Raw genomic sequence first — 13,284 nt, forward strand, 5'->3', positions numbered from 1 at the left:
GCCCCGAATCATCCCCCTGGGTGGGCCGGTTGTGCGGCTTCCAGGAGTCCGGCGAGTTCCACCAGGTCGGTGCCGGTGAGACGGGGCAGGGCACAGCCGGACAGGGTGCGGCAGGCGTCCCGCCAGGTCTGCGGGATGGCCGCGCCGCCGCCGAGAGCCCCGGTGAGGGCGCCCGCGAGGGCGGGGGCGGAGTCGGCGACCCGGGACAGGCAGGCGGCGGCGGGCACGGCCTCGGCGATACGGCCGCCGGCGGCGGTGGCGAGGGCGAGGGCGACCGGAACGGTCTCGGCGGCGGCGATGCCATAGCTGTAGACGTGGTCGACGATCTGGTGCTCGAGGAGCGGGACGAGCGCGAAGGCGGACTCGCCGTCCGCGGCGAGGGCGAGCGCGTGGCGCGTGTTGCGGCCGATCTCCGTGTCGGCGGGGAGTTCCGCGAGGGCGGCGGTCACGCAGGTGTCCGTGTCGGCGTCGGCGAGGGCCAGCGCGAGGGCGGCGGCCATGGCCCGGGCGCCGTGCACGCCGTCGCCGTCCTGGGTGTAGCGGGCGTCGAACTCGGCGAGGGCGGCGGCGCGTTCGGGGTCACCGGGGTGGGCGACGGCGAGGACGCAGGCGCGGACGCAGGCGGCGTCGTCGAAGTAGTGGGGGTTGTCGTGGCCGGTGGCGGGCGGGCGCAGACCGGTGGCGAGGTTGCCGAGGCCGGCGCGTACGGAGATGCGGGCGCGCAGGGGCAGTACGGCGGACTCGACCTCGGGGGCGCGCTCCGCCGCCGCGGCGACTTCCGCGGCCACGGCGGTCCAGGTGAGGTCGATGGCGGCGCGGGTACGGCGCTCTCGGCTGAGGTCGCCGAGGACGTCGTCGGCGCCGGCCCGCAACACCGCCTCCGCGGCGAAGGCCGCCCACTCGGCGTCGTCGGACGGGCCCAGGCGCAGGGGTTCGGGGGGTTGGTTGAGGGCGATCGGTACGGGGAGGGTGGTGGTGGCGTTCTGCTCGGCGAAGGTGTCCAGCTCGCGGGTGAGCCGGCGGGTCCACTCGGGCATACGGGCGGCTCGGTGCCGGGCGGCGGGCCAGCCGGCGGCGTCGCCTGCGGCCAGGCCGAGCAGGAGCCCCTCGATACGGCGCCGTGTCATGGCCGGCCCTCCCTGTCCTGTTGCCCGGCGTTACCGGCCCCCACCAGCGGGCTCCGCCCCTTGAACCCCCACCCACCCGACTCGGCCGGTTGGGCTGCGGACGTGAACGCGCAGGCTGCCTCACCCCGACCCACCTCCGCCGCCCCTGCGTCCCGCTCCGCGGCCGAGCCCGGTGGAGCGGTTTCCGCTTGTTCTGCGGGGGAGCAGGGGAGGGCGGCTTCCGCTTGTTCTGTGGGTGAGTGGGGGAGGGTGACTTCTGCTCGTTCTGTGGGGGAGTCGGGGAGGGTGACTTCCGCCCTTTGCCTGGGCGAGCCGGCCAGAGGCGTTCCCGCCTCCTCCGGGGGTGTGCCGGGTGGGGCGATCTCCGCCCCTTCCGTGGGCGTGCCGTGGAGGGCGATCTCCGCCCCTTGCGTGGGGGTGCCCGGCAGGGCGACCGCTGTCCGTTCCGCGGGCGAGCTGGGTGGGGCGGCCTGCGCTCCTTGCGCGGGCGGCCCCGGCAGGGCAACTCCCGCACCCTCCGGAAGCAAGCCCGGTAGGGCCGCCCCCGTCCCCCACTTCCCGCCCTCTCCGGGGACCAGCAGTTCCGCCACGTCCAGGATGTGGTGGCCGGCCATGGAGGGGAGGCAGCGGCCGCGGGCCGGGCCGATGGGGGTGGCCCAGTGGGGCGGGATCGCTGTGATGCCGTGTGTCGCGCCGGCGAGGGCGCCGGCCACCGCCGCCGTGGTGTCCGCGTCGCGGCCCATGTTGACGGCTGTCAGGACGGCCTGGACGAAGTCGCCGTCGGCCGCCGCGTACGCGCCGAAGGCCAGGGCGACCGCCTCGGGGGCCAGGTCGGTCCAGGGGTACCCGCCGATGACGACCGCGGAGCGGACCGCGCGTTCGCCGCGGTGGGACACGGCCACCGCGCGGCGCAGGGAGCGTGCCGTCCAGGAGTCCTCGGGGATCACGGCCAGGGCGGAGGCGATCACCACCGGCACCGGAGCGCCGGTCATCGCCGCCGCCACTCCCGCAGCGACCGCCTGGCCGCCGTAGAGTCCCTCGCCCTCGTGGCTGACCGAGCCGTCGATCGCCACCAGCCGGGCCGCCTCGGCGGGGCGGCCGGCCGCGAAGACGCCGGAGGGAGCCGCCCGCATCGCGAGGCCGTCGCTCCAGGCGTGCCGGTGCTGGGCGGAGATGGGGGCGGCAAGGCCCCGGCGCAGGTTCTCCAGGGTGCCGCGTTCGCTGAAGCCCGCGCCCCGGAAGGGGCCCTCGGCACGGTCGGCGATCCACTCGTGCCAGGCCGCCTCCACGTGCGCCGGGGTCAGCGCCGAACCGTGCCGGGCGAGCAGCAGCCCCGAGAAGATCGCGTACTCCGTGTCGTCCGTGCCGCACGGCTTCTCCGCCACGTACCCGGTGATACGGCCCCAGCGGGCGCGGATCTCGGACGGCTTGAGGTTCTCCGCCGGCGCCCCCAGCGCGTCCCCGACGGCCAGGCCGAGCAGCGCGCCGCGCGCCCTGCCGCGGAGTCCGGCCGCGTCGTCGGGTGCCGGGAGCGGGGGAGTGCAGGCGATCGATGCCATGGGCGGCCTCCTTCAGAGGGACCCCGAAGACCCTTTGCGGATGTGTCCCACGGTGTGCGCCCGCGCGAGCCTCCGCACGGCTGGAGTCACCCGCACGGCATCTGAGCATGATCATGCACGGATGAGCAAAACGGTGCGGAAACAGGTAAAGGCGCAGGTTAGCCCAGCCTTTCCTTGCTGGCGGCACCGGAAGAATGGGCGTAAGTTCAGGGTTGTCGAAAAGTAGAACTCGTCCAAAGTTAGCTTTGGCTAAGCTATCCGGGGGTCCCCATGGCCGTCATCGAAACGCAGGCCGCGCTGCATGAGGCGCATCGCGACAACCACACGCATCGCGACGTCAACGGCGGCTGGCTGCGCCCGGCGGTCTTCGGCGCGATGGACGGCCTCGTCTCCAACCTCGCCCTGATGACCGGTGTGGCCGGCGGCGCGGTGAGTCAGCAGACCATTGTCATCACCGGGCTCGCGGGGCTCGCGGCGGGTGCCTTCTCCATGGCGGCCGGTGAGTACACCTCGGTCGCCTCGCAGCGGGAGCTGGTCGAGGCCGAGCTGGACGTCGAGCGCCGTGAGCTGCGCAAGCACCCGCAGGACGAGGAGGACGAGCTGGCGGCGCTGTACGTCGCCCGCGGCGTGGAGCCCGAGCTTGCCCGGGAGGTCGCGCGACAGCTGTCCAAGGACCCCGAGCAGGCCCTGGAGATACATGCCAGGGAGGAGCTGGGCATCGACCCCGGTGACCTCCCCTCGCCGCTGGTCGCCGCCGTTTCCTCCTTCGGCTCCTTCGCCCTCGGGGCCCTCCTGCCGGTGCTGCCGTACCTGCTCGGCGCGACCGTCCTGTGGCCCGCCCTGCTGCTCGCACTCGCCGGGCTCTTCGGCTGCGGTGCCGTGGTGGCCAAGGTGACCGCGCGGAGCTGGTGGTACAGCGGCCTCAGGCAGCTCATGCTGGGCGGTGCGGCGGCCGGTGTGACGTACGCCCTGGGTAACCTGTTCGGAACGGCCGTAGGATAGCGCCGCCGGTATTTATGCGACGGGCCGCATAAATAGCCGTTACTCGCTGGTTTCAGATGCGTGTCCAGCGGGCATGAGCCGTAAGCGCCGCAGGCAACGACGCCTGCCGCACCCTTGTGGGGAGAGTGAAGCCGCTCCCCCTGCCCCCCTCGGGCCGCTGGACGCCGATCCGACCGATCTTGTCCATGACGGTCCCCCTCGAATGTCTGCTGCCGCCGTGCGCGGCACCCGCCGCCCCCGCGCGGCAGCACCGCCGCGTACCGCGCGGCACCCCCCGCCGCCTTGTGCGGCACCCCCCGCCGCCTTGTGCGGCACCCCGCCGCGGACCGTGCGGCACCGTTGCCACGGACCCCGTGGCGTCCGCATGTTGGAACGGAGTATCCGCTTCTCGGGAACCGCCCCATCATGTAATCTGCACGAAATTTTGCACTCCACGCAGAGGGCCAACGTCGTCCCTCGGCACCTGCCACATGCCTCATGACGACGACGGGAGAGCCGATGCGTACGCCGCGCCAGCCGTCCCAGCATTCCGCGAATGGCCAGAACTGGTCGTTCATGGATGCTCGCCCTGCTGCGCAGGGTATGTACGACCCCCGCAACGAACACGACGCCTGCGGCGTCGGTTTCGTCGCCACTCTCACCGGCGAGGCGTCCCACACGCTGGTCGAGCAGGCACTGACCGTCCTGCGCAACCTGGAGCACCGCGGTGCCACCGGCTCCGAGCCCGACTCGGGCGACGGCGCCGGCATCCTCTCCCAGGTGCCCGACGCCTTCTTCCGCGAGGTGGCCGGATTCGAGCTTCCCGCGGCGGGCTCCTATGCCGTAGGCATCGCCTTCCTGCCGGACGAAGGGACCGCTGACGCCGTCTCGCAGATCGACACGATCGCCGGCGAGGAGGGCCTGACGGTCCTCGGCTGGCGCGAGGTCCCGGTCGCGCCCGAGCTCCTCGGCGCCACCGCCCGCTCCACCATGCCGGTCTTCCGGCAGGTCTTCGTCACCGACGGCGGCGCCAGCGAGGGCATCGCGCTGGACCGCAAGGCGTTCGTGCTGCGCAAGCGCGCCGAGCGCGAGGCCGGTGTCTACTTCCCGTCGCTGTCCGCGCGCACGATCGTGTACAAGGGCATGCTGACCACCGGCCAGCTGGAGCCCTTCTTCCCGGACCTGTCCGACCGCCGCTTCGCGTCGGCCGTCGCGCTGGTGCACTCGCGCTTCTCCACGAACACCTTCCCGTCGTGGCCGCTCGCGCACCCGTACCGCTTCGTCGCGCACAACGGTGAGATCAACACCGTCAAGGGCAACCGCAACTGGATGGTCGCCCGCGAGTCCCAGCTGGTCTCCGACCTCTTCGGCGACCGCGACCTCGGGCGCGTCTTCCCGGTCTGTACGCCGGACGCCTCCGACTCCGCCTCCTTCGACGAGGTCCTCGAACTCCTGCACCTGGGCGGCCGTTCGCTGCCGCACTCCGTGCTGATGATGATCCCGGAGGCGTGGGAGAACCACGAGTCCATGGACCCGGCCCGGCGCGCCTTCTACCAGTTCCACTCCACGATGATGGAGCCCTGGGACGGCCCGGCCTGCGTCACCTTCACCGACGGCACCCAGGTCGGCGCCGTACTCGACCGCAACGGTCTGCGCCCCGGCCGCTACTGGGTCACCGACGACGGCCTCGTCGTCCTCGGCTCCGAGGTCGGCGTCCTCGACATCGACCCGGCCAAGGTCGTCCGCAAGGGCCGCCTGCAGCCCGGCAAGATGTTCCTCGTCGACACCGCCGAGCACCGCATCATCGAGGACGACGAGATCAAGGCCCAGCTCGCGGCGGAGGCCCCGTACGCCGAGTGGCTGGAGGCCGGCGAGATCGAGCTGGGCGACCTGCCCGAGCGCGAGCACATCGTCCACACCCACGCCTCGGTCACCCGTCGCCAGCAGACCTTCGGCTACACCGAGGAGGAGCTGCGCGTCATCCTCGCCCCGATGGCCCGCACCGGCGCCGAGCCGATCGGCTCCATGGGCACGGACTCGCCGATCGCGGCCCTCTCCGAGCGCCCGCGGCTGCTCTTCGACTACTTCACCCAGCTGTTCGCGCAGGTCACCAACCCGCCGCTGGACGCGATCCGCGAGGAGCTGGTCACCTCCCTGCGCTCGTCGCTGGGCCCGCAGGGCAACCTGCTCGACCCGACCGCCGCCTCCTGCCGGTCCGTCGTGCTGCCCTTCCCGGTCATCGACAACGACGAGCTGGCCAAGCTCATCCACATCAACGCCGACGGCGACATGCCCGGCTTCAAGGCCGCGACCCTCTCCGGCCTGTACCGGGTCTCCGGCGGCGGTGACGCGCTCGCCGCGCGCATCGCGGAGATCTGCGCCGAGGCCGACGCCGCCATCGAGAACGGCGCCCGCCTGATCGTCCTCTCGGACCGGCACTCGGACGCCGAGCACGCGCCGATCCCGTCGCTGCTGCTCACCGCGGCCGTGCACCACCACCTCATCCGCACCAAGCAGCGCACCCACGTGGGCCTGCTGGTCGAGGCCGGTGACGTCCGCGAGGTCCACCACGTCGCCCTGCTGATCGGCTTCGGCGCCGCCGCCGTCAACCCGTACCTGGCCATGGAGTCGGTCGAGGACCTGCTGCGCGCCGGCACGTTCCTGAACGGCCTGGAGCCCGAGAAGGCCATCAAGAACCTGATCTACGCCCTCGGCAAGGGCGTCCTGAAGGTCATGTCCAAGATGGGCATCTCCACCGTCGCCTCCTACCGCGGCGCCCAGGTCTTCGAGGCCGTCGGCCTGGACGAGGCCTTCGTCGAGAAGTACTTCAACGGCACCGCCACCAAGATCGGCGGCGTCGGCATCGACGTCATCGCCGAGGAGGTCGCCGCCCGCCACGCCAAGGCCTACCCCGCCTCCGGCATCGCTCCCGCGCACCGCGCGCTGGAGATCGGTGGCGAGTACCAGTGGCGCCGCGAGGGCGAGCCGCACCTGTTCGACCCGGACACGGTCTTCCGCCTCCAGCACTCCACGCGCACGGGCCGCTACGACATCTTCAAGAAGTACACGTCCCGTGTGAACGAGCAGTCCGAGCGCCTGATGACGCTGCGCGGCCTGTTCGGCTTCAAGTCCGACCGCGCCCCGATCTCCGTCGACGAGGTCGAGCCGGTGAGCGAGATCGTCAAGCGCTTCTCCACCGGTGCCATGTCGTACGGCTCCATCTCCAAGGAGGCGCACGAGACCCTCGCCATCGCCATGAACCAGCTGGGCGGCAAGTCCAACACCGGTGAGGGCGGCGAGGACCCGGAGCGCCTGTACGACCCGGCCCGCCGGTCCGCCATCAAGCAGGTCGCCTCCGGCCGCTTCGGCGTCACCTCCGAGTACCTGGTCAACGCGGACGACATCCAGATCAAGATGGCCCAGGGCGCCAAGCCCGGCGAGGGCGGCCAGCTGCCCGGCCACAAGGTCTACCCCTGGGTCGCCAAGACGCGTCACTCGACGCCGGGTGTCGGCCTGATCTCCCCGCCGCCGCACCACGACATCTACTCCATCGAGGACCTGGCCCAGCTGATCCACGACCTCAAGAACGCCAACCCGGCGGCACGTATCCACGTGAAGCTGGTGTCGGAGGTCGGCGTCGGCACGGTCGCCGCGGGTGTCTCCAAGGCGCACGCGGACGTCGTGCTCATCTCGGGTCACGACGGTGGTACGGGCGCGTCGCCGCTGACGTCGCTCAAGCACGCCGGTGGCCCCTGGGAGCTCGGCCTCGCCGAGACCCAGCAGACCCTGCTGCTCAACGGCCTGCGCGACCGGATCGTCGTGCAGACCGACGGTCAGCTGAAGACCGGCCGTGACGTGATCATCGCCGCGCTGCTCGGCGCCGAGGAGTTCGGTTTCGCGACCGCGCCGCTCGTCGTCTCCGGCTGCGTGATGATGCGCGTCTGCCACCTGGACACCTGCCCGGTCGGCATCGCCACCCAGAACCCGACCCTGCGCGACCGCTTCGCCGGCAAGGCCGAGCACGTGGTGAACTTCTTCCGGTTCATCGCCGAGGAGGTCCGCGAGCTCCTGGCCGAGCTGGGCTTCCGCTCCATCGAGGAGGCCGTCGGCCACGCCGAGGTGCTGGACGTCGAGCGCGCGGTCGACCACTGGAAGGCACAGGGCCTGGACCTCGCGCCGCTGTTCCACGTGCCGGACCTGCCCGAGGGCGCGGTGCGCCACCAGCTGGTCGCCCAGGACCACGGCCTGGAGAAGGCGCTGGACAACGAGCTGATCAAGCTCGCCGCCGACGCCCTGGCCGCGAACGACGCCACCGAGGCACAGCCGGTGCGCGCCCAGGTCGCCATCCGCAACATCAACCGCACGGTCGGCACCATGCTCGGCCACGAGGTGACGAAGAAGTTCGGCGGTGCGGGCCTTCCCGACGACACCATCGACATCACGTTCACCGGCTCGGCCGGCCAGTCCTTCGGCGCGTTCCTGCCGCGCGGTGTCACGCTGCGCCTGGAGGGCGACGCCAACGACTACGTCGGCAAGGGCCTGTCCGGCGGCCGGATCGTCGTCCGCCCGGACCGGGCCGCCGACCACCTCGCCGAGTACTCGACCATCGCGGGCAACACCATCGGCTACGGCGCCACCGGCGGCGAGCTGTTCCTGCGCGGCCGTACCGGTGAGCGGTTCTGCGTCCGCAACTCCGGGGCACTGGTCGTCTCCGAGGGCGTGGGCGACCACGGCTGCGAGTACATGACCGGCGGTCACGCGGTCGTCCTCGGCCCGACAGGCCGCAACTTCGCGGCGGGCATGTCCGGCGGTGTCGCCTACGTCATCGACCTCGACCGCGACAACGTCAACGCCGGCAACGCCGGGTCGGTCGAGGCGCTGGACGAGGCGGACAAGCAGTGGCTGCACGACGTGGTGCGCCGCCACGCCGAGGAGACCGGCTCGACGGTCGCCGAGAAGCTGCTCGCCGACTGGGACGTGGCCGCGGAGCGGTTCAGCAAGATCATCCCCAGCACGTACAAGGCAGTGCTCGCCGCCAAGGACGCCGCCGAGCGAGCCGGTCTCCCCGAGACCGAGATCACCGAGAAGATGATGGAGGCGGCGATCAATGGCTGACCCGAAGGGCTTCCTGAACCACGGCCGTGAGGTCGCCAAGACCCGTCCCGTCGGTGAGCGCGTCCGGGACTGGAACGAGGTCTACGTCCCCGGTTCCCTGCTGCCGATCATCAGCAAGCAGGCCAGCCGGTGCATGGACTGCGGCATCCCGTTCTGCCACAACGGCTGTCCGCTGGGGAACCTGATCCCCGAGTGGAACGACTACGCCTACCGCGAGGACTGGGCCGCGGCCCAGGAGCGGCTGCACGCGACCAACAACTTCCCGGAGTTCACCGGTCGCCTCTGCCCGGCCCCCTGCGAGTCGGCGTGCGTGCTCGGCATCAACCAGCCGCCGGTCACCATCAAGAACGTCGAGGTCTCGATCATCGACAAGGCGTGGGAGACCGGGGACGTCGCCCCGCAGATCCCCGAGCGCCTGTCCGGCAAGACGGTCGCGGTCATCGGCTCGGGCCCGGCGGGTCTCGCCGCCGCCCAGCAGCTGACCCGGGCCGGTCACACGGTCGCCGTCTACGAGCGCGCGGACCGCATCGGAGGTCTCCTCCGCTACGGCATCCCCGAGTTCAAGATGGAGAAGCGGCACATCAACCGCCGTATCGAGCAGATGCGCGCGGAGGGCACCCGCTTCCGCACCGGTGTCGAGATCGGCCGTGATCTGGGCGCCCGGGACCTGAAGAAGCGGTACGACGCGATCGTGATCGCCGCCGGTGCCACGACCGCCCGCGACCTGCCGGTCCCCGGCCGCGAGCTCAAGGGCATCTACCAGGCGATGGAGTACCTGCCCCTGGCCAACAAGGTCCAGGAGGGCGACTATGTGGCGCCCCCGATCTCGGCCGAGGGCAAGCACGTCGTCGTCATCGGCGGCGGTGACACCGGCGCGGACTGCGTGGGCACCGCCCACCGCCAGGGCGCGGCCTCCGTCACCCAGCTGGAGATCATGCCCCGCCCGAACGACGAGCGGCACCCGACCAACCAGCCCTGGCCGACCTTCCCGATCCTCTACAAGGTCACCTCGGCCCACGAGGAGGGCGGCGAGCGGATCTACTCCGCCTCCACCACCCACTTCGAGGGCGACGAGGACGGCAACGTCCAGTGGCTGCACCTGGCCGAAGTGGAGTTCGTCGACGGCAGGTTGACGTCCAAGCCGGGCACCGAGCGCAAGATCCCGGCCCAGCTGGTCACCCTCGCCATGGGCTTCACCGGCACCGACCGGGAGAACGGCCTGGTCGACCAGTTCGGCCTGGACCTCGACGAACGCGGTAACATCGCCCGCGACGCCGACTTCCAGACCAACGTGCCGGGTGTGTTCGTCGCCGGTGACGCCGGCCGCGGCCAGTCCCTCATCGTGTGGGCGATCGCGGAGGGCCGCTCGGCCGCCCGCGGAGTCGACCGGTTCCTGACCGGTGCCAGCGACCTGCCGGCCCCGATCCGCCCGACGGACCGCGCCCTGGCGGTCTGACGGCCCCCTGAAGACGTCCCGTACAACGGCGTACGGAACACTGACGGCGCCTGCCCTACTGTCCCCGACCGGACGCCTGGGCAGGCGCCGCCGCATGTCCGCACAGCCGAGGGGGATCATGGCCGCGATCAGTCTGCGCAAGGTGGAGGAGACCGCACCCGCGCTCGCCGGTGCCTACCGGTCGGCCGCGGTGTCCCTGCGCAAGCACGGCCTGGACGGGCTGCGGGCCGCCGTCTACCTCGTGGTCGACTACTCCGGCTCCATGAAGCCGTACTACGAGGACGGCAGCGTGCAGGCGCTCGCCGACCGGGTGCTGGGCCTGTCCGCCCACCTGGACGACGACGGCCGGGTACCGGTGGTGTTCTTCTCCACGGACGTCGACGCGGTCACCGACATCTCCCTCGCGAGCCATGCGGGCAGCGTCGAGCGCATCGTGGCCGGGCTCGGGCACATGGGCAGGACCAGCTACCACCTGGCGATGGACGCCGTCATCGACCACTACCTGGACAGCGGCGCCACCGACCCCGCCCTGGTCGTCTTCCAGACCGACGGCGGGCCCGTCAGCAAGCTCGCCGCCGAGCGCTATCTGTGCAAGGCGGCCAGGCTGCCGATGTTCTGGCAGTTCGTCGGCTTCGGCGACCCCGGCAGCCGGCAGTTCGACTTCCTGCGCAAACTCGACGAACTGGCCGTGCCGGGCAAGCGGATCGTCGACAACGCGGGCTTCTTCCACGCCGGCCAGGACCCGCGGCGCGTCGGTGACACCGAGCTGTACGACCGGCTCGTCGGCGAGTTCCCGCAGTGGCTCGCGGCCGCGCGCGCCGCAGGCATCGTGCGGTCGGCCTGAGCCCCACCCGGACCTCGCTCACGCCTGTGCCGGTGCCTTGAGCGCGTCTTCGAGCACCACCTCCCGGCACTCCTCGGGCGTGCCCCACGCCGTGCGCAGCGCGCGGGCCTTGGTCAGCCACAGGGACAGGTCGTACTCCGCGGTGTAGCCGATCGCGCCGTGCAGTTGGAGTGCGGTGCGGGCGGTGGTGTACGCCGCCTCGCACGCCGTGAGCTTGGCGGCCGCCACGTCCGAGGCGCGGAGCGATGTCGCCGCGCCGAGGAGGAGGGGCCGGGCGAACTCCAGGGCCGTCCTGGCGTCCGCGAGACGGTGCTTGACCGCCTGGAAGGAGCCGATGGGCACGCCGAACTGGGTGCGCTGGCGGACGTACGTGACCGTGCGGTCGAGAAGGGCGAGCCCCACACCGAGGGCCTGGGCGGCCGTGGCCAGACGGGCCCAGGCAAGGGCACGGTCGCGCGGGGGATCGGCGGTGAGGAGTCCGCCGTCCGGGGTGAGCGGGATGAGCCGGCGGGAGGGATCGAGGGAGCGGCGCAGGGGGCCCGCGGCCGCGGTGGACAGATGGAGTCCGTCGGCGCCGAGAACGAGACGGAGGGTGGCCACGTCGCCGTCGAGGGCCGGTCCCGTGGACCTGTGCGCGAGCGCCTCGGTACCGGGCGCAGTCCCGGCGGGCATCGCCACCGTCGCAAGGTCACTCCCCGCCACCAGCCCCGGCAGGAACCGCTCGGCCGACGGGAGGTCCTGGACGAGCACGGCCGCCACGACCGTCTCCACCAGTGGGCCCGGTACGGCGTGCCGCCCCAACTCCACGAAGGCGAGCGCCAGTTCCACGGGATGCCGGCCCAGCCCGCCGTGCTCCTCGGGTACCGCGAGGCCGAACACCCCCGCCTCGGCGATCCGTGCCCACAGCGCGCGCCCGCCCGCGTGGTCGCCGCGACTCCAGGCCCGGATCACCGCCGGGGTGTCTGCGGCCGACAGCATCGCGTGCAGGGAGCCGGCGAAGGCGCGCTGCTCGGCGTCGAGGAGGAAGCGCATCAGCGGCGTCCCTTCGGCAGGCCGAGCAGCCGCTCGGCGATGATGTCACGCTGGATCTCGTTGGTGCCCGCGTAGAGGGGACCGGCGAGTGCGAAGACGTACCCCTCGGCCCAGCCCGTGTCCGCCCGCTCGCCTTCCGGGCCCAGCAGATCGAGTGCCGTCTCGTGCAGGGCGAGGTCCAGCTCGGACCAGAACACCTTGTTCATGCTGGACTCGGGGCCGAGTTCCTCGCCCTCCAGGAAGCGGGCGGCGGCCGCGTAGGTGAACAGCTGGTACGCGCGGGCGCCGATCACCGCGTCGGCCACCCGGGCGCGGGCGTGCTCCGGGCAGCCGCGCGCTCGCCACAGCTCGGCCAGCCGGTGCGCCGAGGCGAGGAAACGGCCCGGCGAGCGCAGGGTGAGCCCGCGTTCGTTGCCCGCCGTGGACATCGCGATCCGCCAGCCCCGGCCGGGCTCGCCGATCACGTCCTCGTCCGGCACGAACACATCGTCCAGGAAGAGCTCGGCGAAGGCCGGTCTGCCGTCCAGGCGGCCGATCGGGCGGACCGTGACACCGGGGGCCCGCAGGCCGAACATCACGTACGTGAGCCCCTGATGGGGCTTCGGGGCGTCCGGGTCGCTGCGGAACAGTCCGAAGGCCCGGTCGGCGAAGGCCGCCCGTGAGGACCACGTCTTCTGCCCGCTGATCAGCCACCCGCCGTCCGTCCGCACCGCCCTGGAGGTCAGCGAGGCCAGGTCGGAGCCCGCCTCCGGCTCGGACCAGGCCTGCGCCCAGACCACCTCGCCGGTGGCCATCGACGGCAGCACGCGCGCGCGTTGCTCCTCGGTGCCGTGGTCGAAGAGCGTCGGGGCGAGCAGGCTGATCCCGTTCTGGCCGACCCGGCCCGGCGCGCCCGCCGCCCAGTACTCCTCCTCGAAGACCAGCCAGCGCAGCAACCCCGCGTCCCGGCCGCCGTACTTCTCCGGCCACGACACCACCGACCAGCGGTCCGCGGCCAGTTCGGCCTCCCATGCGCGGTGCGCCGCGAAGCCTTCGGCCGTCTCAAGGGACGGCAGTGGCGTGCGCGGCACATGCGCCTCCAGCCAGGCCCTGGCCTCGGCGCGGAACTCCTCGTCCGCCTCGGAGTGGGACAGATCCACCGCCGTCGCCTCCCTTCCGGTCCCTTCCGGC

General features: G+C 72.2%; 8 protein-coding genes. 4 read left to right on the top strand and 4 right to left on the bottom strand.

From position 1 onward, the window contains the following. Window positions 1-8: 8 nt before the first annotated feature. Entirely contained in the window at window positions 9-1,127 is a 1,119-nt protein-coding gene (locus tag ACZ7HQ_RS04470; protein ID WP_470984494.1) for an ADP-ribosylglycohydrolase family protein, read from the bottom strand. After that, entirely contained in the window at window positions 1,124-2,686 is a 1,563-nt protein-coding gene (locus tag ACZ7HQ_RS04475; protein WP_470984497.1) for an ADP-ribosylglycohydrolase family protein, read from the bottom strand. Before ACZ7HQ_RS04475 ends, ACZ7HQ_RS04470 begins: the two co-directional genes overlap by 4 nt. A 270-nt stretch (window positions 2,687-2,956) precedes the next feature. On the opposite strand from ACZ7HQ_RS04475, the gene ACZ7HQ_RS04480 reads away from it, so the two are divergent. The 4 genes from ACZ7HQ_RS04480 to ACZ7HQ_RS04495 all read left to right on the top strand — a co-directional run bounded on the left by ACZ7HQ_RS04480 (window position 2,957) and on the right by ACZ7HQ_RS04495 (window position 11,082). Next, window positions 2,957-3,688: a VIT1/CCC1 transporter family protein gene (locus tag ACZ7HQ_RS04480; RefSeq protein ID WP_470984499.1), complete on the top strand. Its 732-nt coding sequence runs from the start codon at window positions 2,957-2,959 to the stop codon at window positions 3,686-3,688. A gap of 582 nt (window positions 3,689-4,270) precedes the next feature. Then, complete coding sequence (gltB, locus tag ACZ7HQ_RS04485) at window positions 4,271-8,782, top strand: glutamate synthase large subunit (protein WP_470984502.1); 4,512 nt, start codon at window positions 4,271-4,273, stop codon at window positions 8,780-8,782. Further along, entirely contained in the window at window positions 8,775-10,238 is a 1,464-nt protein-coding gene (locus ACZ7HQ_RS04490) for a glutamate synthase subunit beta (protein WP_470984505.1), read from the top strand. The genes gltB and ACZ7HQ_RS04490 overlap by 8 nt, the downstream gene beginning before the upstream one ends. A gap of 118 nt (window positions 10,239-10,356) precedes the next feature. Continuing rightward, complete coding sequence (locus ACZ7HQ_RS04495; RefSeq protein ID WP_470984508.1) at window positions 10,357-11,082, top strand: vWA domain-containing protein; 726 nt, start codon at window positions 10,357-10,359, stop codon at window positions 11,080-11,082. Between the two features lie 18 nt (window positions 11,083-11,100). On the opposite strand, the gene ACZ7HQ_RS04500 is transcribed toward ACZ7HQ_RS04495, so the two are convergent. Both ACZ7HQ_RS04500 and ACZ7HQ_RS04505 read right to left on the bottom strand, forming a co-directional pair. Continuing rightward, window positions 11,101-12,114 (bottom strand): acyl-CoA dehydrogenase family protein, encoded by a 1,014-nt coding sequence (locus ACZ7HQ_RS04500; RefSeq protein ID WP_470984510.1) that lies wholly within the window; start codon window positions 12,112-12,114, stop codon window positions 11,101-11,103. Continuing rightward, window positions 12,114-13,253, bottom strand: coding sequence for an acyl-CoA dehydrogenase family protein (locus ACZ7HQ_RS04505; RefSeq protein WP_470984512.1), 1,140 nt, complete (start codon window positions 13,251-13,253; stop codon window positions 12,114-12,116). The genes ACZ7HQ_RS04500 and ACZ7HQ_RS04505 overlap by 1 nt, the downstream gene beginning before the upstream one ends. Window positions 13,254-13,284 lie beyond the last annotated feature (31 nt).

It is taken from the genome of Streptomyces sp. NPDC037290, assembly GCF_055603245.1.